Source organism: Pseudoduganella flava, assembly GCF_007830495.1.
Classification (GTDB): Bacteria; Pseudomonadota; Gammaproteobacteria; order Burkholderiales; family Burkholderiaceae_D; genus Rugamonas; species Rugamonas flava.
In genome coordinates, this window is the sequence record NZ_VLKW01000006.1 from 232,817 (window position 1) to 251,760 (window position 18,944).

General features: G+C 58.9%; 15 protein-coding genes and 1 tRNA gene. 7 read left to right on the forward strand and 9 right to left on the reverse strand.

Annotated features, from left to right (window positions below; all coding sequences use genetic code 11):
• Positions 1-46: 46 nt before the first annotated feature.
• The 3 genes from IP92_RS17045 to IP92_RS17055 all read right to left on the reverse strand — a co-directional run bounded on the left by IP92_RS17045 (position 47) and on the right by IP92_RS17055 (position 4,587).
• A complete protein-coding gene (locus IP92_RS17045; RefSeq protein WP_145877118.1) occupies positions 47-1,750 on the reverse strand; it encodes a cation:proton antiporter domain-containing protein in 1,704 nt (567 codons plus the stop codon).
• Between the two features lie 104 nt (positions 1,751-1,854).
• On the reverse strand, positions 1,855-2,988 hold the full coding sequence (locus IP92_RS17050; RefSeq protein WP_145877120.1) for a beta-ketoacyl-ACP synthase III: 1,134 nt from the start codon (positions 2,986-2,988) through the stop codon (positions 1,855-1,857).
• A gap of 156 nt (positions 2,989-3,144) precedes the next feature.
• Positions 3,145-4,587: a S41 family peptidase gene (locus IP92_RS17055; protein WP_145877123.1), complete on the reverse strand. Its 1,443-nt coding sequence runs from the start codon at positions 4,585-4,587 to the stop codon at positions 3,145-3,147.
• 343 nt (positions 4,588-4,930) lie between these two features.
• Between IP92_RS17055 and IP92_RS17060 the strand changes: the two genes are divergently transcribed.
• The 3 genes from IP92_RS17060 to IP92_RS17070 all read left to right on the forward strand — a co-directional run bounded on the left by IP92_RS17060 (position 4,931) and on the right by IP92_RS17070 (position 9,924).
• A complete protein-coding gene (locus IP92_RS17060) occupies positions 4,931-5,494 on the forward strand; it encodes a hypothetical protein (RefSeq protein WP_145877125.1) in 564 nt (187 codons plus the stop codon).
• Positions 5,495-5,708: 214 nt separating this feature from the next.
• Positions 5,709-7,742: a M13 family metallopeptidase gene (locus IP92_RS17065; RefSeq protein ID WP_145877127.1), complete on the forward strand. Its 2,034-nt coding sequence runs from the start codon at positions 5,709-5,711 to the stop codon at positions 7,740-7,742.
• A 139-nt stretch (positions 7,743-7,881) separates the two neighbouring features.
• Positions 7,882-9,924 carry a M13 family metallopeptidase gene (locus IP92_RS17070; RefSeq protein ID WP_145877130.1) on the forward strand — a complete coding sequence of 681 codons (2,043 nt, stop codon included), beginning with the start codon at positions 7,882-7,884 and terminating at the stop codon, positions 9,922-9,924.
• 112 nt (positions 9,925-10,036) lie between these two features.
• Here IP92_RS17070 and IP92_RS17075 read toward each other — a convergent pair whose 3' ends face one another.
• On the reverse strand, positions 10,037-10,612 hold the full coding sequence (locus IP92_RS17075; protein ID WP_145877131.1) for a c-type cytochrome: 576 nt from the start codon (positions 10,610-10,612) through the stop codon (positions 10,037-10,039).
• A 225-nt stretch (positions 10,613-10,837) separates the two neighbouring features.
• Here IP92_RS17075 and IP92_RS17080 point away from each other — a divergent pair.
• The 3 genes from IP92_RS17080 (at position 10,838) to IP92_RS17095 (ending at position 13,477) form a co-directional block, all read left to right on the forward strand.
• Positions 10,838-10,913 (forward strand) — tRNA-Arg (locus IP92_RS17080).
• Between the two features lie 1,007 nt (positions 10,914-11,920).
• On the forward strand, positions 11,921-12,769 hold the full coding sequence (gene trfA / locus IP92_RS30800) for a plasmid replication initiator TrfA (RefSeq protein WP_371860945.1): 849 nt from the start codon (positions 11,921-11,923) through the stop codon (positions 12,767-12,769).
• A 357-nt stretch (positions 12,770-13,126) separates the two neighbouring features.
• Positions 13,127-13,477, forward strand: coding sequence for a hypothetical protein (locus tag IP92_RS17095; RefSeq protein ID WP_145877135.1), 351 nt, complete (start codon positions 13,127-13,129; stop codon positions 13,475-13,477).
• Positions 13,478-13,894: 417 nt separating this feature from the next.
• Here the strand turns inward: IP92_RS17095 and traJ are convergent, their stop codons facing one another.
• The 5 genes from traJ to IP92_RS17120 all read right to left on the reverse strand — a co-directional run bounded on the left by traJ (position 13,895) and on the right by IP92_RS17120 (position 17,571).
• On the reverse strand, positions 13,895-14,260 hold the full coding sequence (traJ, locus tag IP92_RS17100; RefSeq protein WP_145877137.1) for a conjugal transfer transcriptional regulator TraJ: 366 nt from the start codon (positions 14,258-14,260) through the stop codon (positions 13,895-13,897).
• Positions 14,261-14,355: 95 nt separating this feature from the next.
• Entirely contained in the window at positions 14,356-14,646 is a 291-nt protein-coding gene (locus IP92_RS17105; protein WP_145877139.1) for a hypothetical protein, read from the reverse strand.
• Between the two features lie 20 nt (positions 14,647-14,666).
• Positions 14,667-16,361 carry a P-type conjugative transfer protein TrbL gene (trbL, locus tag IP92_RS17110; RefSeq protein ID WP_145877141.1) on the reverse strand — a complete coding sequence of 565 codons (1,695 nt, stop codon included), beginning with the start codon at positions 16,359-16,361 and terminating at the stop codon, positions 14,667-14,669.
• A 184-nt stretch (positions 16,362-16,545) separates the two neighbouring features.
• Entirely contained in the window at positions 16,546-17,313 is a 768-nt protein-coding gene (trbJ, locus tag IP92_RS17115) for a P-type conjugative transfer protein TrbJ (RefSeq protein WP_145877143.1), read from the reverse strand.
• Between the two features lie 9 nt (positions 17,314-17,322).
• Positions 17,323-17,571, reverse strand: a complete 249-nt coding sequence (locus IP92_RS17120) for a hypothetical protein (RefSeq protein WP_145877146.1) — start codon at positions 17,569-17,571, stop codon at positions 17,323-17,325.
• A 632-nt stretch (positions 17,572-18,203) separates the two neighbouring features.
• On the opposite strand from IP92_RS17120, the gene IP92_RS17125 reads away from it, so the two are divergent.
• Complete coding sequence (locus IP92_RS17125) at positions 18,204-18,896, forward strand: hypothetical protein (protein WP_145877148.1); 693 nt, start codon at positions 18,204-18,206, stop codon at positions 18,894-18,896.
• Positions 18,897-18,944 lie beyond the last annotated feature (48 nt).

The following is an 18,944-nucleotide window of genomic DNA, read 5'->3' on the forward strand; positions in this document are numbered from 1 at the left end:
CGTGTCCCTTGGTGCCTGGCACCAGGGGACACGGCCTCGGCCGTTGTCAGTGCTTGCCCGGCTCCCGGAACGTTTCGAGCACGTAGTCGCTGATGCCGTTGGCGAGTTCTTCTTCGCCGATGAATACCTTGCCGGCCTGCTCCTCGCGTAGCAGGTCCGCTTCTTCCTCGCTGTGCGTGCGCACGACGGTCTTGATGTTCGGATTCAGAGTGCGCGCCGTTTCGATCATCGCGCGGACGTGGAACGTGTCAGGTGTCGCGATCACCAGCATGCGCGCGTGCGCGATGTGGGCCTGGATCAGCACTGCCGGTTCGCCCGCATTGCCCGCGACGGCGGGGATGCCGGCGCGGCGCAGCTCGTCGACCTTTTCGCGGTTCTGTTCCGCGACGACATAATGGATGCCATTCGCGTTCAACGTCTGCGCGATGCGGCGCCCCACGCGGCCGTAGCCGACGAGGACGACCTGCCCGGCCAGCTTGCTGTGCGCCGTCGACATCGGCAGCTCCGCCAATGGGTCGGCAGGGCGGTCGAACTTCGCCGCCAGCAGCGGGTTGCGGCCGAGCCAGCGGCCCAGCGGGCCGGTGGCGGCGAACACGATCGGGTTGACGGCGATCGAGATGATCGCGCCCGCCAGGATCAGGCTCTGGCCGTCGTGCGGCATCAGCTTCAGCGAGATGCCCAGCGCGGCGAGGATGAACGAGAACTCGCCGATCTGCGCCAGGCTGGCCGACACCATCAGCGCCGTCTGCGCCGGATAGCGCAGCAGCACGACCAGCGCAAACGCGGCCAGCGACTTGCCGAACACGATGATCGCGACGACCGCCAGCAGCTGCAGCGGTTGTTCGACGATGATGGCCGGCTCGAACAGCATGCCGACGGAGACGAAGAACAGCACCGCGAACGCGTCGCGCAGCGGCAGCGATTCCTCGGCCGCGCGGTGCGCCAGCGCCGATTCGCGCAACACCATGCCGCCGAAGAAGGCGCCCAGCGCGAACGAGATGCCGAACAGTTTCGTCGACGCGTACGCGATGCCGACGGCCGCCGCGATCACGCACAAGGTGAACAGCTCGCGCGAGCCGGTGCGCGCCACCTGCCACAGGATCCACGGGAACAGCTTGCGGCCGACCAGCAGCATGAAGCCGACGAACAGCGCCACCTGGCCCAGCGTGATGGCCAGCGTCATCCAGATGCTGGCCGACGGATCGTGGCCTTCGGTCGCGCCGCCCAGCGACGGCGCCAGCGCCGGCAGCAGCACCAGCACGAGCACCGTCACGAGGTCCTCGACGACGAGCCAGCCCACCGCGATGCGGCCGTTGAACGAATCGAGGATGCCCCGTTCTTCGAGGGCGCGCAGCAGCACGACGGTGCTGGCCACGGACAGCGCCAGGCCGAACACAAGCCCGCCGCCGATCGACCATCCCCACCAGTGCGCCAGCCCCATGCCCAGCGCCGTCGCCGCTGCGATCTGCAGCACCGCGCCCGGCAATGCCACCTTGCGCACTTCCCACAGGTCGTCCAGCGAGAAGTGCAGGCCCACGCCGAACATCATCAGCATCACGCCGATCTCGGCCAGCTGGCCGGCCAGCGCGGCGTCGGCGACGAAGCCGGGAGTCGTGGGGCCCAGCAGGATGCCGGCGGCGAGATAGCCCACCAGCGCGGGCAGTTTGAGGCGGGTGGCGAGGAAGCCGAAGACGAGGCCGAAGCCCAGGGCCGCGGCGATGGTGGTGATCAGGCTGACGTCATGGTGCATGCAGGCGGGGTTCCTTTCAGTGTACGCTTATATTCGTTGGCGGGGGCGGCAACATGCCGTCCCGACAACGAGTATAAGCCGAACGCCCCGCCCGGCTCGCCGTTTTACAGCTCCGGTACCAGCTTTTGCACGACGACGCTGCCGATCGAATAGCCGGCGCCGAACGAGCAGATGACGCCGTAGGCGCCTTGCGGCAGGTCGTCCTGGTGCTTGTGGAAGGCGATGATGGAACCGGCCGACGACGTGTTCGCGTACGTGTCCAACACCACCGGCGCTTCGTCGGCCGTCGCGTCGCGGCCCAGGATCAGGCGGGCGATCAGCTGGTTCATGTTCAGGTTCGCCTGGTGCAGCCAGTAGCGGTTGATCTGCTCGATCTGCAGGCCCGCGCTGGCGATCGAGTTCTTGATCATCTCGGCCGCCATCGGGCACACGTCCTTGAACACCTTGCGGCCCTGCTGCTTGAACAGCTTGTCGGGCTGGCCCACGCCGGCTTCGTCGAAGCGGTTCATGAAGCCGAAGTTGTTGCGGATATTGTTCGAGAACGACGTCTTCAGCTTCATGTCGAGAATCGCGAAGCGGTGCTCGGACACCGCCGTGTCGGCCGCCTCGATGACGATCGCCGTGCAGGCATCGCCGAAGATGAAGTGGCTGTCGCGGTCGCGGTAGTCCAGGTGGCCGCTGGTGATTTCCGGATTCAGTACCAGCACGGCGCGCGCCTGGCCCGTCTGCACGGCGGTGGCGCCGGTCTGGATGCCGAACGTCGCCGACGAACAGGCCACGTTCATGTCGAAACCGAAGCCGTCGATGCCCAGCGCCTGCTGCACCTCGATCGCCATCGCCGGGTAGGCGCGCTGCATGTTCGAGCAGGCGACGATCACCATGTCGATGTCGGCCGGCGTGCGCTTGGCGCGGGCCAGCGCTTCCTTGGCCGCCGCGACGCAGATCTCGGCCTGCAGCGACAGTTCCTCGTTGGCCCGCTCGGGAATGCGCGGCATCATCCGCGCCGGGTCGAGGATGCCTTCCTTGTCCATCACATAGCGGGATTTGATGCCGGATGCCTTTTCGATGAAGCCGGCGGACGACGGCTCCAGCGCCGTGACCGTGCCGGCCGCGATGCCTTCCGCGTTGGCGGCGTTGAAGCGCTCGACGTAGGCATTGAAGCTGTCGACCAGTTCCTCGTTGGTGATCGTGTGCGGAGGCGTGAAGAGTCCGGTACCGCTGATGACGGCTTGTTTCATGTGCAAACTTTCGAATTCGTTAATAGGCAGCAGCAGGCAGCAGCAGTGCGACAGCGCCAGTACGGCGCAGATTTTACCTTAACGAACGCGACAGAAGCGGTAGAGGAAGGCCCCCAAAGTGTTGCCCGAGGCGGCTTGGCCTTGGCGGGCAAACGCTTATTTGGCGGCCGGCGCGGCAGCCTGCCCGATCGTCGACGCGGCCTTGGCCTTCTGCACGGGCAAGCCCTTCAGGTGGTTCAGCGCTTGCGCGAGCTGGAAGTCGTCGGCACTGCCGTATTCGAGGGGCTTGCGCTGCTTTTCCAGCGCCAGGATGCGCATCTGCTCTTCGAGCTCGTCGCGTTTTTCCTTGCTGGCTTCCGCCTCGCGGTCGTTGGACAGGTGCTTTTCCAGATCTGCCTCGCGCATGCGCAGCGCATTCAGGCCGTCGCCGTCGGCGTATTCGTTGACCGGCACGTCCGGCGTGATGCCCTTGGCCTGGATCGAGCGGCCGTGCGGCGTGTAGTAGCGTGCCGTCGTCAGTTTCAGGGCCGTATCGGCCGTCAGCTGGCGGATCGTCTGCACGGAACCCTTGCCGAACGTCTGGCTGCCGATGATCGTCGCGCGCTTGTAGTCCTGCAGCGCACCGGCGACGATCTCCGAGGCGGAGGCCGAGCCGGTATTGACGAGCACCGCGAGCGGCACGCGCTTCACCGCTTCCGGCAGGCGCGCTAGCGCATCGCTGTCGCTGCGCAGCGAGTAGTACTCGGGGCGGGCATAGTAGATCTGCTTCGAGTCGGGCAGCTGGCCGTTGGTGGACACCACCGGCGTATCCTTCGGCAGGAACGCGGCGGCCACGCCGATCGCGCCTTGCAGCACACCGCCCGGGTCGTTGCGCAGGTCGAGCACCATGCCCTTCAGGTTCGGATCCTGGCGGTACAGCTCCGTGATCTTCGCGGCCAGGTCGTCCACCGTCGGTTCCTGGAACTGCGCCACGCGCAGCCATGCATAACCCGGCTCGACGATCTTGCCCTTGATGCTCTTCTGGTGAATTTCCTCGCGCACCAGGCTGAACGTGAGCGGCTGCGGCTCATCCTTGCGCAGCACCGTCAACGTCACCTTGCTGTGCGGCTCGCCGCGCATGCGCTTCACCGACTCGTCCAGCGACAGGCCTTTCAGCGGCGTCGTATCGAGGCGGGTGATCAGGTCGCCGGCCTTGATGCCTGCGCGGTAGGCGGGCGAGTCCTCGATCGGCGCGACGATCTTGATGTAGCCTTCGTCGCTCTGGGCGATCTCGATGCCCAGGCCCACGAAGCGGCCTTGCGAGCCTTCGCGCAATTCCGCATATGCTTTCTTGTCGAGGTAGGCCGAGTGCGGGTCGAGCGACGCGACCATGCCGGAGATGGCTTCGGTCAGCAGTTTCTTGTCCTCGACCTGCTCGACGTAATCGGATTTGATGAGGCCGTACACATCGGCCAGCTGGCGCAACTCTTCCAGGGGCAGCGCAGGTTCCGCGTTGCGCTGCGCCAGCGCGGAGAACTGCAATGAAACGGCAATGCCGGCGACGACGCCCAAGCCGACAAGCCCGCCGTTCTTGATGCTCTTTCTGAAATTCTTGGCCATGTTCTTGCCCACGCTGTTGCCGGCATTGTTGCCGACGTTGTTACTCGTCCATGCTGGCGCTCACTCGACCGCCGTCGGTTCAGTATAAACCTGATCGTCGACGGATGTGGGGGTCCGGATGTGCGGCGCCGCGGCTTTACCACGTTTTACGTTACGCCCTGATCGGCCCGCCAATATTGCGGGATTTTGTAGACATGTATGCCTCACGTTAATGAGCGTAAGTAAATGTAAGAAAGGCGGAACGCACCGGTATCAGGTCCTACACTGGGTTTGTATTTCTCTCTACCCTGAAGTGGTTTTAGCCAGCGCCCCAAGCGCTGGCTTTTTTTTGCACGGAGCATTCATGAACGTATTCAAGAGGAGCGCGGCCGCGGTGGCCGCCGCGCTGTTGTTGGCCGGGCCCGCGCTGGCGCTGCCGATGATGGAGATGCGCGCGCAGGACCTGCTGATGATGGCGCCGGACCTGAAGCAGGCGCTGAAGCTGACCCCGAACCAGGCCACGCTGTGGAGCCAGACCGAGAGCCGCACCCGCACGCTGCTGCGCGAACGCCAGTCGCGCGAAGAGAAGCTGCAGGCGGCCACGTTGCAGGCATTGCAGGGCAAGGACGTCGAGCTGCGCGAACTGACCGCCGCGCTGGATGCCGAAAGCCGCGCCAATGCGGCCGAGGAGCAGCAGCTGCGCGAGTGGTGGCTGACGGTGAACGATGCGCTCGACGATACCCAGCGCCGCGCCGTGGCCGTGTTCCTGGCCGAACAGTTGCAGCGCAAGCCCGAAGGGCCGGGCGGCAGCGGCGGGCCGGCGCGCGGTGAAGGCGGCGAAGGCCGCGGCGGCCATCGCGGCGGTCCGGGTGGCGGCATGGGCGGCGGCGCAGGCGGTGGCAAGGGCGGCATCAACATCGGGCTGTAAGGCCGGGCGATGCTTGCGTAGCGTCGTGTATCGCAAAGTATCGAAAAGTAAAAAGCCCGGGCGGGTGACCGCGCCCGGGGGCGGCGAGGGTGCGCCGTCCAGCTTCCTCGTGTACGCTAGCGGGCTGGCGCCGGCGCACGGGCGCATGCGCCAGCTTCCGCAACCCGGGTCCAGCCCCACAAGGGCGATCACCCCATTTCGAGAAAGTGGCAACGTGAAACGACATCTCCTCTCCACCCTGACGATTGCGCTGTGCGCCGGCTTTGCCACCGCGGGACACGCGGCATCGGCCGCCCCGGTTTCCGGCATCGACACCCAGTACATCGACCCAAGCGTACGGCCGCAGGACGACTTCTTCGTGCACCTGAACGGCCAGTGGCTGAAGACGGCCGAGATCCCGGCCGACAAGTCGAGCTGGGGCTCGTTCGCCAAGCTGCGTGACGACACGCTGCCGCAGCTGCGCGGCATCATCGAAGATCTGGGCAAGGGCAAGCGGCTGCAGGGCGACGAGCAGAAGATCGCCGACCTGTACGCCAGCTACATGGACGAGAAGAAGCTGGACAAGCTGGGCGCCAAGCCGCTGGCCGGCGAACTGGCGCGCATCGCCGCGCTGAAGGACAAGGGCGAGCTCCCCGCGCTGGTCGCCCACCTGACGCGCATCGGCGTATCGGTGCCGTACAGCGTGCGCGTGTCGCAGGATGCGCGCGCGTCGACCCGCTACGCCGCCTACGTGGCGCAGAGCGGCCTCGGTCTGCCCGACCGCGACTACTACCTGAAGAAGGACGACGCCAAGCTGGCCGACGCGCTGGCGAAGTACGAGCTGCACGTGGCGAAGGTGCTGACCCTGGCCGGCGCCAAGGATGCGGCCGCGCAGGCGAAGAGCATCGTCGCGCTGGAAACCGCACTGGCGCAGGCGCAGTGGACGAAGGTCGAGAACCGCGACCCCGTCAAGCGCTACAACAAGACCGACATCGCCAAGCTGGCCGAACTGGCGCCGGGCTATGACTGGCAGGGCGCGCTGGCCGCCGCCGGCATCGCCGGCAAGACGGACTATGCGATCGTTATGCAGCCAAGCTACCTGCAAGGCTTCGTCAAGGCCGTCAACGACACGGACCTGGCAACGTGGAAGTCGTATTTCACGTGGCAGCTGCTGCGCGATGCGTCGCCTTACCTCTCGAAGCCGTTCGCCGATGCGCACTTCGCGTTCTACGGCACCGTGCTGACGGGCGTGACGGAACAGCCGCCGCGCTGGAAGCGGGGCGTCGGCGTCGTCGAAGGGGCGATCGGCGAAGGCCTGGGCAAGCTGTACGTGGCGAAGTACTTCCCGGCCGACCGCAAGGCGCGCATGGAGCAGCTGGTGCGGAACCTGATGGCCGCCTACAAGCAGAGCATCGACACGCTCGACTGGATGAGCCCCGAGACGAAGAAGGAAGCGCAAGCCAAGCTGGCCAAGTTCACGCCGAAGATCGGCTACCCCGACAAGTGGCGCGATTACAGCAAGCTGAAAGTCGCACGCGGTGACCTGATCGGCAGCTTGCGCAACGCGTCCGTGTTCGACTACGACCGCAACATCGCCAAGCTGGGCCAGCCGATCGACCGCACCGAGTGGGGCATGACGCCGCAGACCGTGAACGCCTACTATCGCTCGACGACGAACGAGATCGTGTTCCCGGCCGCGATCCTGCAGCCGCCGTTCTTCGATGCGAAGGCGGACGACGCCGTCAACTACGGCGCGATCGGCGCCGTGATCGGCCACGAGATCAGCCACGGCTTCGACGACTCGGGCAGCCAGTCCGACGGCGACGGCAACCTGCGCAACTGGTGGACGGACCAGGACCGCGCCAACTTCAAGGCAAAGACGGACCGCCTCGTTGCGCAGTACGATTCGTACAGCCCGCTGCCGGGCTACCACGTCAACGGCAAGCTGACCCTGGGCGAGAACATCGCCGACAACTCCGGCCTGGCGATCGCGTACAAGGCGTATAAGATCGCGCTGAACGGCCAGCCGGCCCCGGTGATCGACGGCCTGACGGGCGAGCAGCGCTTCTACATGGGCTTTGGCCAGGTGTGGCGTTCGAAGATGCGCGAATCGCAGCAGATCGTGCAGGTGAAGACGGACCCGCACTCGCCGGGCCAGTTCCGCGCCAACGGCACCGTCGTCAACCAGCCCGGCTTCTATGAAGCGTTCGGCGTGAAGGAAGGCGACAAGCTGTATCTGAAGCCGGAAGAGCGCGTGATCATCTGGTAACGCAGTTGGCCAGCGCCGCCGCAGGCAAAAAGACCACACTGCGTGGTCTTTTTGTCATCCGGGCCGGCGCGTATGATATTGTCGGTTGCCCGGTGACCGACCGGCCCAAACCCATCGTTCTACACAAGAGGGAAATACCTTGAAACGACACCTGTTAAGTGCATTAACGCTCGGCCTGTTGGCCGGCGTCTGCGGCGTTGCCGGCGCGGCCGACAAGGCCCCGACCAAGAACGTCGCATCCGGCATCGCGATCGAGTATGTCGACCCATCCGTGCGCGCCCAGGACGACTTCTTCGTTCATACCAACGGCAAGTGGCTGGCCACGACCGAGATCCCGGCCGACAAGTCCAGCTGGGGTTCGTTCGCCAAGCTGCGCGAGGATATCCAGCCGCAGCTGAAGAAGATCATCGAGGACGCGGCCGCCAGTGCGCAGGACGCGGACCAGCGCAAGATCGGCGACTTCTACGCCAGCTTCATGGATGAGGCACGCGTCGAACAGCTGGGCATTGCGCCGATCAAGGACAACCTGGCCCGCATCGGCGCCCTGACCGACAAGAAGGCGCTGCCGCAACTGCTCGCCGAGTTCAATCGCTATGGCGTGACGGCACCGATCAACTTCGGCATCCACCAGGACAACAAGGATTCGACCAAGTACGTGGCCGACTTCTACCAGGACGGCCTGGGCCTGCCGGATCGCGACTACTACCTGAAGAAGGACGACGCGAAACTGGCCGACGCGCTGGCGAAGTACGAGACGCACATGGCGAAGATGCTGACGCTGGCCGGCGTTGCCGATGCCGCCGCCACCGCCAAGGCGATCGTTGCGTTCGAGACGGAGATCGCGAAGATCCAGTGGAGCAAGGTCGAGCTGCGTGACCCGGTGAAGGCGTACAACAAGTACGACATCGCGAAGGTCGGCGAACTGATGCCGGGCTTCGACTGGAACGCCTACCTGGCCGCCACCGGCGTGCAGGGCAAGGTGACGTACGTGATCGTCAGCCAGCCGACCTACCTGCAGGCGCTGGACAAGGTGCTGGCCAACACGCCGATCGAAACGCTGAAGGCGTATGCGCAGTGGCACGTGATCCATGCTGCCGCACCGTACCTGTCGAAGGCGTTCGTCGACGAGAACTTCGCGTTCTACGGTACCACGCTGTCCGGCGCAACGGAGAACCGCCCGCGCTGGAAGCGTGCCGTCACCTCGACGGAAGGCGCGCTGGGCGAAGCGATCGGCAAGGTCTACGTGCAGCAGCACTTCCCGCCGGAGTACAAGGCGCGCATGGAAGTGCTCGTGAAGAACCTGCTGACCGCGTTCAAGCAGAGCATCAACACGCTGGACTGGATGACGCCGGCCACGAAGAAGGAAGCGCAAACGAAGCTGGCCAAGTTCACGACGAAGATCGGCTACCCGAACAAGTGGCGCGACTACTCGGCGCTGACGGTGAAGCGCGACGACCTGCTGGGTAACGTGCAGCGTGCCAACGAGTTCAACTACAACAAGGAATTGAACAAGCTGGGCAAACCGATCGACCGCGACGAGTGGCTGATGACGCCGCAGACGGTCAACGCGTACTACAACCCGGAAATGAACGAGATCGTGTTCCCGGCCTCGATCCTGCAGCCGCCGTTCTTCGATCCGAAGGCGGACGACGCGGTCAACTACGGCGGCATCGGCGGCGTGATCGGCCACGAGATCAGCCACGGCTTCGACGACCAGGGCGCGCAGTATGACGGCGACGGCAACCTGCGCGACTGGTGGAGCCCGGCCGACCACAAGAACTTCAAGGCCAAGACGGGCCAGCTGGTGGCGCAGTACAGCGCCTTCAGCCCGCTGCCCGGCTACAACGTGAACGGCGAACTGACGCTGGGCGAGAACATCGGCGACAACTCCGGTCTCGCCGTCGCCTACAAGGCCTACAAGCTGTCGTTGAAGGGCAAGAAGGCGCCGGTGATCGACGGCCTGACGGGCGACCAGCGCTTCTACATGGGCTGGGCGCAGGTATGGCGCATGAAGATGCGCGAGCCGGCCCAGATCGTGCAGATCAAGACCGACCCGCACTCGCCTGGCCAGTTCCGCGCCAACGGCACGATGCGCAACCAGCCGGGCTTCTACGACGCCTTCAAGGTGAAGGATGGCGACAAGATGTACCTGCCGCCGAAGGAGCGTGTGATCATCTGGTAAGCGTGCGCGCTTGACGATGCAAGGCCGCCAGCGTGCGGCCTTTTTTACGCCCGCCGAAAACGTCGGGACGAAAAAAAACCGCCCGCAGGCGGTTCTCCGGGAGGCCGGTGAATCAGCCTTTCGGCGCTTCGGCCGGTGCTGCCGCGGGCGCATCGCCTGCCGGTGCGGCGGCGGAAGCGGCGGGTGCTTCCGGTTCCTTGAACTTCGCGCCGGACTGGTTCGTCATGAACACGACGGCGCGCGCCACTTCCAGGTTGTCCAGGTCCGGGTTGCCGCCCTTGGCCGGCATCGCGCGGATGCCTTCGATGGCGTGCTTGACGAGCGTGTCGTAACCCTGCGCGATACGGGCGCCCCAGGCACCGCTGTCGCCCACTTTCGGCGCACCGGCGACACCGGCACCGTGGCAAGCCTGGCAGGTCGTCGTGTAGATGGCTTCGCCCGTCTGCAGCACCTTCGGCGCGTTGGCGTCCTTGAACGTGAAGCCTTCGTCGGCGACCGGTTTCAGGCGGCCGGCGACGGCTTCGGCGGACATCGCGTCCGTGCCGGCGCCCGTCAGCTTTTGCTGGGTGACGAATTGCACCAGCAGGATGATACCGAGGATGGTGATAAGGAAGAAACCTACGACAGCTGCTACGAGTTGCTTGGGCGTCCGGATGACGGAGACTGGTTCGTGTTGTGCGTCGCTCATGATGTCCTTAGTACAAAGTCTGGCCTGCCAGTGTTAAGGGTGGGTACTTCGGTGATCCGAACGATTATAGACGCAAAATTATTGGCTTGGAAACGATTCGGCCTCGGTGGAAATGGTTAGTTTCCCATCGGTAAGAGTGACTATTTGCATGCATGCCATGAAAAGTTGTGCTTTGACATAGACGCGCGGCACGAAAGCCGGTATCCTTCCGGTTCTCTTCCGAGTGCGGCTGTAGCTCAGTGGATAGAGTATTGGCCTCCGAAGCCAAGGGTCGCTGGTTCGATCCCAGCCAGCCGCACCATTTTTTCCCTTCCAATCAATAAGTTATGCGCTGCAATATGTTGCAGTGTTTAGCAATTTGATGCACTTTTTGGCACACCGACTGTGCCAAACTTGTGCCAAGTTTCTCTTCTCTAATTTTTGGCACGCTCGACATGCTGCATCGCATTGCAGACTACTGCAAGCGAAGGCATAGGCACGGGTCAATTTGCCTATCTGTGCAGCCATGTGCACTGTTGTTTTCCAAAATACGCTATGATTTCAGCACCGTGCTGAGAGCGTGTGAACGGCCCCGAGACAAAAGCAAAGCGACCAGGTAGCGTAGCCCGCAGACCTGTCGTCACGAAGCGAGGGCCACGTATCGTTCAGCAGTTCATCTTTTAAAGCGGAATGAGGATGAATAGGAAAGGATGCCTAGGCAATCGCCTGCGAGAGGCTCACCGCCGGTCAGAATGAGGCCGGAGTCAAAGTGTGAGGCTTCCAGGAGAACGGCAACATGAGGGGGACAACCCCGCTGTAGGTTTTCCATAGCGAAGTTGGTCGAGCAGCCTTTGGCGTAACGTTCTCGTCCCAACTGGAAAGCGTGCAGCCCCGCAGACTCATTCGACTCCGACGGTCTCTGACTGGTCGGGTTCGGAGACGTCTTGCCATGCAAACCTTACTTTCTGTTGAGCAGTTATCCGCGTGTCTTCATAAATCTGTCGCAAGCATCCGTAGCGATGTAACGCGTAATCCCCAAGCACTGCCGCCGATATGCCGGCTTCCGGGCACGAAACGCCTTTTATGGCGCACGGAAGATGTTGAATGCTGGCTCGCGAAGCATGTTCTATCCCCCCCTCCAGTGCCGGCATTGCCATTGGCTACGCCTAAACGGGGCCGCCCTCGGAAAACTGAGCAGACCACTACAGCGGCTAGCACTGCACGGCCAGCAGGCGCCTCTTCGACGCGTCGGGCCCGGGGGGCATAGTCATGCTGCTCGAGGATCTTTCCAAACGACTCACAGAGCGCGCACTTGTCGCAGGCTCTCGCATGCCTCCATGGCCAGAGACTGTGCGTGGCGTTCCCAATGGAGTTCTACGCTCCGCCTTGTTCGGTGCGATTGGCCGTTGTAAGCGTGCTCGGCTGGACCGGGAGCTGATTGCATCGGTTGAGGGAGTTGTAATATGGTACTCAGGGATGCAGCTCGATCAAACTGATCTGGATGTCTGGGAAGGGATCCTGCACTTATCGCGGAATGCCGACTTAGTTCAACCAATTCAGTTTGGCGCCAGGCAATTCCTGCGGCTAATCGGCCGCGGCGGACCCAATGGCGATAGCCTTGGGAAGGGCGATCGCAAGTGGCTCAAGAGCGTTATCACGCGGCTAGCTGGTGCAAATGTTGAGCTTCGACAGGGACCATATACCTATATCGGCTCGCTCATCAATGAGGTCCTTTTAGATGATACCAATGGACAGTATATGCTGACCCTTAATCCTCGCATGAGAGTATTGTTCAGCCGCGACGCCTATACAGGTGTGGATTGGACAATCCGACGCAGCTTGCAGGGATATCCGTTGGCTCAGTGGCTTCACGGCTACTACTCGACACACGCACGTCCATACCCTCTTAACGTTGATACCCTTCACTCCCTTTGCGGGAGCAAGACGGGCGCTTCGGCGAAGACGGAGATGGCAAAGGAGAGAGCCTTAAGGTGCTGGCGTACTGCGACCCTTGAGCCAGCGCTTCAATTGCTTGAGAAGGCGCACAACGATTGTGGACAATATTTCCGTAGCAAAATATCGCCTGGAGGTCTGGTGACCGTAGAACGGACACCCACTATTGCTCAGAAAAAGCACCTTCAAAAGCGCGGCCAATATCCGCTCCTGTTCGGGGGATAGAGTTCGCACGGAGGGGGGACGGAATGGGCGTGTGGGGGGATAGAATGTGCGTCAAGGGGGGATAGAATTTCCAAAGTCCGGGACAGAGTCCGCATTATCCACAGCTCATTCCACCGTAAGTCTTTGTTTTGAAAAGGACATCTTCGTCATCGAAAATCGCCTAATCGATTTAATCTTTTCTTAATCAATGGCTTCCAAATTCTCGGGTGCAACAAAAATTAAGAATTTTACTCCAGGGTAAAACCAGTTGATGGATAGTCGCCTCGAAAATCAGTCGTCCTGCGGCTTCAATTCTCCAAAATGAGTAGCCGTTGGCTGGCTGAGGTTAAGCTAATAATTGATTCCAAGAACTTCACCATGCGCAAGACGAAATTTTGCTTTAGCTCTCCTATCGCTAACGGCGATACTCCTGTGCCCAGGGTCTCCAGCAGGGACGGGAGAGGCGTGCCGGCAGAAAATATGGACAAGTCTCTAGATGAGGTGAAGAGAGCGCCTTCAAATGCGCAGGAGCTTAAGGTTTCTCTGGCAGCCACATCTGACTTGGCCAGTGCCGAGGCTGTGCGTGACCTGCAAAGCAAATCAAGGAATGATCCGGTGGATACGGATAAGGTGGGCACAGTGCATTTTGTTGCCGACGGCGGACCAACTTGGCATCTTCCAGTATTCGTGACTAGGACAACGCTTGCTGCTCTCCTGGCGGATGAGTAAGGTAATGATGCCAATACCGACGTATGTCGGCCCACCAACTCCGCTTCTAGCTGTCCGTGACGGCTAACGATCGAAGCAGTGGTGTTACAGCCAAAATTTTAGCGGCTAAATTTAGCAAGCTGGCAAAGGTGTGCGACAAGCCTAGTCTGGATAGGCAAAATGGTAGCCACGAGCGGTACCTGCATCCCTGAGAAGCTACAGGCACCGCTACCAGCATGGCGTTTAACAATGACAAGAAAACTTGGTAGGAAGTTGAAAGACTAGTTTAGCATTGCCCTAGGCAGATTTCCCATAATGAGTAAATCGGCGCTCAACACACAAAAAAATGTCAAAATTCGCCGAACGATGCAAGGTTATGGGTCGTATTACTCATTTTGGGAAATTTCTCGTCCGCGCTGGACTGGCGAAGGCCTACTGCTATTTCTTCGGAATTAGAACTTCACGCATGATGCTCTGCATTTGGTCCTGAGTGGATGCGATCTTGGAGAGCAGGGCACGGATCGTTGCTTCGCCAAACGCTGCCGTCCTAGTGTCATTCGTCAACCATAGTTTCAGTAGTCCACCTAAGCGGCCAAGGTCACCATTGATGCGAGCAAGCTCTTCTACTCGACGATTGTCCAATATGCTACGCGCCTGATAGCCTTGCCCGACATTGCGAAGGAAGACAGCGATGGGCAAATTTGCTGCCCTAGCATTGCTGGCGATTTGCTCTTCTTCTTGTGGCAGCACTGGCACCCTCAAGTGCTTGTGCTTTCGGGTCAATTTTAGTGCTTTATCCCTCATGCTGCGGTCCTTGTGCAAGAATGAACACTACCATTCAACATATGCAGTTATGCGCGTAATCATATAGATACGCACATAAATATTTATGTAAAAAATTATATAGAAGAGTGATCGCTGGAAATGTTTATCAGATTTTCTGCCTCGCTCTTAGTCTTCACCGAGAGGTTACTTACTTTCTTCCTAACGTCGGCCATATCAGATCTCGGCACTGGCCCGCATTGGAAACGATAGACCAACATCATATTAACCTCCATGATGGTATCGAGGATTTCCCCGGCCTCGCTGTATTGGCCAAGGTTAAACGAAGAAACATCATCGTCGATCATGTTCAATGCGTACTCCAGAACGGTGACGTACGAAGAAAATTTTTCAGCACATGCATCCATGATTAACTCTCCTGGTTGGATTAGTCAAAGACCGATTTGCCACTTGCTGCAGTTGATGAAGCATTCGATTTAGCTCCATTATTATTTAATGTTTTGCCCATATCGTTACTTGCCGGCCGGTTTACAAATTCTGCTATCTCGGATTCAGTTTCGCTATTCATACCACCGGTTTTGGTACCGGCCGACAAGCTGCTTTCATCGAACTGGGCGGTCCCAGTAGCTCGGCCGGCCTGTTCCCGCAATTTGATCGCGGTCGCGATCTTGCCGCCTGTAGTTTCGCCAATCCGGTCCATAGCCGACTCGCTCACTTCAGACACCTTAGCTTTCGCCACGTCCCATGTCCCTTGCGCCAAGCCTGCTGCAGTACCCCCCACGACCTTACCAACCTTTGCAGCCATCATCGCAACCCCTGATTTTGCTTCACCCGGAGAGCTATTTTTACCCGTACTTCCCTTGGCGTTCGACTTGTCTGTCCGTTGACTTGATCCTGTCGATGCGCGGGTTGGCAAGTCACCAGCCGAGCAGCTCGACCCCATACCAGCGTGGCCGGCACTACTAGAAGAAACGCTGTCCATGTCGCCCATCGCCGCCGCCAGCGAGCTTCCGCCCACGCTACCGCCACCGCCAGATTCCCCAGCACCGCCACCAGCAGCGGCCGTAAGAGCACCGATTCCACTATTACCTCCACCGGCATCTTCCGCTGCACTCGCCTTGGAAAATGCAGCCATAAGAGCTTGGGCACCACCCGCAGCGCTGGCAGCACCGGCTACACCGGCTCCTACGACAGCGGCACCTCCTGTCGCAACGGCTGATGCAGCCATCGCCATACCGCCCATAAGGGTACCCACTCCCACTCCGGCACCAGAGCCACCGCCAACCAACGCGGCCATGCGACCAGGTATCTTGTGGATCAGTAAAGCCAAAACGGCACATACACAAAAAACCACCAGCAATTCATAGAGAGATGACCCGTCCAGATTGGCGTAAAAACCGCTGATTACACTCGTTGCAATGCCCACTAGAAGGGTAATTGTCATCAATTCCATCCCGACGCCTAACATGGACCTGAAATAGCCAACTGCCATGTCGGAAGTCCACCGTGAGCCACCAAACCCCAGGATAAAAATGCCTGCATATGCCATTACCCATGCATTTACCAAGGCGATAAGAATATTTGCTGCTACAACGCACATGCAAAGCAGGATAATCGTCGACACGATTACAATAGCGAGATTATCAATGGGGTGCACCCAGCTGAGTGACGCGAAAGCCTTTTTAACGATATTGAGACCAATAGAGATCGGACTTGACGGAGTTAAATTCTCAATGCCAATAGGACTCCCAGCCGCGCGCGCACCAATCTCTTGCATCGAGCTAATGATAGCAACAGCCATTGCTGGGCCATTCGATAGTAGCCACCAAAAAAAACCAGTTGTTATCGTAAATTTTACAAACTCAGCAAAAAATTCTCCGATATCAGCTTTCCTCAAAGCCATCATGCCAAACGTCCAAACCATGCTAATGGTAACGAGCATCCAAAATAACCAAGTGGCATAACCAGTAATCACGGACGCCCATGCAGAGCTATAAGTGTAAAACCGCACTGTCACATCGTTTAAAATACCTCCGCCACTTGGAGGTACGGCCAATGCCGGAAAGGCGGTTAATCCGATGAGAATCAAAAATAACAAATTTCGAAAAACGCGGTTGTTCATTTACTGCCCCTTGACTTTGGTGGCTCGGACCTAGGCTTGGTCCACTGATCTTCGGCAGGATCACTAGGCGGCGGAACCCGATATGTATCTTTTAAATTCATCTGACGTTCAGCCTCGGCGTCAGTTTTATTGCCACAACCCGATGCTGCGAAAATGATCGCGATAATTGATATAAGATTTTTCATCAGTGCCACCTATCCTCAGTTGGATCAGACGGACCAGGGGCTGCAAATCGCTTGTCACTCGCCGCTTGCTGTTTTGCTTCGTTATCAGAAAGTGCCTGGTTGCGAGTAGCGATGATATTCTGTTGAGCTATCAATAATCCGCGAATTTGCAAAAGCTGATTAGATTGATGACTCGCTAGCTGATTGGCGTACCCGATGGCTTGTAGTTGTCCCTCCGCTCCTTGCGCAGAGGATTGAAGGCGTTGTAGCTGCAAAGCATCCGATTCTAAGTTCTGCTGTTGGATTTTTAACCCGCGGAACAAAGAGTCGTTCGCTCGCTTTTGCGCCTCTGAGCCAAATACCTCAGTTGTTCTCATGGCTTGCCATTCTGCTGCTGTACAGCCGTTCACAGAATAGCAGGGCGAGCTCCGATAAGCAGCCATATCTTTAAAACGGCCAAGATATGCGTCGATACTTCCTAGGTTGTTCTGATAATATTCAAGAGTATCGATAGCACTACGCAAGTGGTTCATTGTAGTAGTAGCGTCATCCCAAAGTCGCGTGGATGGCTGTAATGTGTTCTTCAGTTGATACTCATACTGCTGCAGTTGAACTTGATACTGTTGAATCTGTTTTAGAGTTTGCGTAACACTCTCAAAGGCGGTCATCAAGTTTTGGCTTAGATTTGCGCCATCAATAACAGGAATGCCGGCATGAGTAGGTAATGCTGTTGCAGCTAAAATCGCGAAAAATTTAGCAGCTAAAGTTCGTCTTACCGATTTCTTCATCTTGGTCCCCTATTCATGAGATTTATTGCGACTATTGTTAGCGAATGTGCCGTCGAGCAGTCTTGCCACAGACTCAACCGGGAAATATACGCGTCGGCCAATGTAAACCTTTGCAGCATTGATGTCTTTCGCCCAAGGCTCTTTCCTCGATAACGCCATACGGACGCCTTCTGGCTTACGGCTTAATGTTTCGGCTAATTGCTCCAAAGTCAGAACAGCACCATATTTCTCTTTCAAAATCTCAAACGTCACACTCACAACTTTCCTTTGGGTTGTTGGTTGGCTCTATATGGCTAGTGTTGGCTAAAGTGAGGAATATGTATAGCGGATGCTAGCACGAACTAAATCCGTGCTAAATAGTATTATTTAATCGACATTTCAGAACATATTGGTGTGTCCTAGTAGCCCGAAAGTAATGTATAGCTATACTTTCAGCTGGCGAACTCTGAATGGCGCTTAATTTGATTTGTGATCAGTTATTTTTTAGTGTAGAAATTGAGGATAAATCGGAAGTGAATGGGAAATAGCCGCCGTTAAGATTGGGCTCTTAATCGAACGTTTGGGGCGGGCAGGATAGGTGAAGATAGCTATCCCGCATGCGGGACAGTTATCTTCACCTTCGCTTATTCACACCTACGGCGCTCAACGGGTTCCTGCTCTGCGAGGCCAAGCGGCTGCCGCCGCCGAATGAACGCGCGTTGCCCGTAAAAAATGTCTCTACAGAGTTAAGGCAGGTCAAAGCTGCTAGACTACAATCCCGACGACGGTCCTAGTGTGTGCAGCGCAATGCTAGCTAGCATGGAGGGCGCCACTTAACAGTTCCCCGCGCGGTTTTAGCCGCTAAAGTCCGCTCTAATGATGGTCCTGCGCGTGTCGAAAGGAAAAGTTATATGCAACCAACCAACGAAATTCACTCGCTCTACCGTTCAGCGTTTGACGACTTGCCATCGGATCAATATGGCGTGTTGGTAGAGAACGAGGTTGATGCCATTCGTTTGAAATGGCTGGCTAGTGTCGTTGGCGAAAATAAGCTGCGAGGCAGTGTAGCCAAGTACCACGTCCGATATCCCGACTGCAAGCCGTATGTATCGCTTCTACTAAAGTGGTATCACTTGAAGGTCCCGGTAAAGCTATACGCGGCCGTGCCGGTTCCCGTGTATTGGGTGTACATATTACGGATGCAGTGCGAGCCCAAGATCAAGATCGGAATGACCGGGCGCTGGCCCTTTCGAGTATGGGATTTTGTGCGGAAAGCCAACCAACACGACGCTGACCGTGATCGCCTTGCGTCAACCTTTGATCTCCATGCGAGCCAAGCCTGGCTTGTCGGCGGAAATAAGAGCGAGGCAATACGCCGAGAGGCCATCTTAAAGGATGCACTATTTGTTTGGCAGGTCGAGTCGCCTTGGAAGAGCGGGCACACTAACTACGGTGCAGGCGGGCATAAGGAGTGGTTTGATTCTAGCCAGATGCCCTTGGCGATCGAACTGATGGCGTCATTTGATGGTGCTGCTGCCGCTGGTCAGACGTTAAGGGAGGCGCTTGAGATTGCGTCCCAATCTGTCAATCCCGACCTGCTGTGACATTGTTTCTTATGGTCCGCCCAAGCCGGACGCCGCAGTGGCATGCCG

Coding starts and splice junctions, on each gene's coding strand:
- IP92_RS17125 (WP_145877148.1), top strand. CDS start 18,204: ATGCAACCAACCAACGAAATTCACTCGCTCTACCGTTCAGCGTTTGAC.
- IP92_RS17095 (WP_145877135.1), top strand. CDS start 13,127: ATGCGCAAGACGAAATTTTGCTTTAGCTCTCCTATCGCTAACGGCGAT.
- trbJ (WP_145877143.1), bottom strand. CDS start 17,313: ATGAAGAAATCGGTAAGACGAACTTTAGCTGCTAAATTTTTCGCGATT.
- IP92_RS17105 (WP_145877139.1), bottom strand. CDS start 14,646: ATGGATGCATGTGCTGAAAAATTTTCTTCGTACGTCACCGTTCTGGAG.
- trfA (WP_371860945.1), top strand. CDS start 11,921: ATGCCTCCATGGCCAGAGACTGTGCGTGGCGTTCCCAATGGAGTTCTA.
- IP92_RS17060 (WP_145877125.1), top strand. CDS start 4,931: ATGAACGTATTCAAGAGGAGCGCGGCCGCGGTGGCCGCCGCGCTGTTG.
- IP92_RS17050 (WP_145877120.1), bottom strand. CDS start 2,988: ATGAAACAAGCCGTCATCAGCGGTACCGGACTCTTCACGCCTCCGCAC.
- IP92_RS17045 (WP_145877118.1), bottom strand. CDS start 1,750: ATGCACCATGACGTCAGCCTGATCACCACCATCGCCGCGGCCCTGGGC.
- IP92_RS17075 (WP_145877131.1), bottom strand. CDS start 10,612: ATGAGCGACGCACAACACGAACCAGTCTCCGTCATCCGGACGCCCAAG.
- traJ (WP_145877137.1), bottom strand. CDS start 14,260: ATGAGGGATAAAGCACTAAAATTGACCCGAAAGCACAAGCACTTGAGG.
- trbL (WP_145877141.1), bottom strand. CDS start 16,361: ATGAACAACCGCGTTTTTCGAAATTTGTTATTTTTGATTCTCATCGGA.
- IP92_RS17055 (WP_145877123.1), bottom strand. CDS start 4,587: ATGGCCAAGAATTTCAGAAAGAGCATCAAGAACGGCGGGCTTGTCGGC.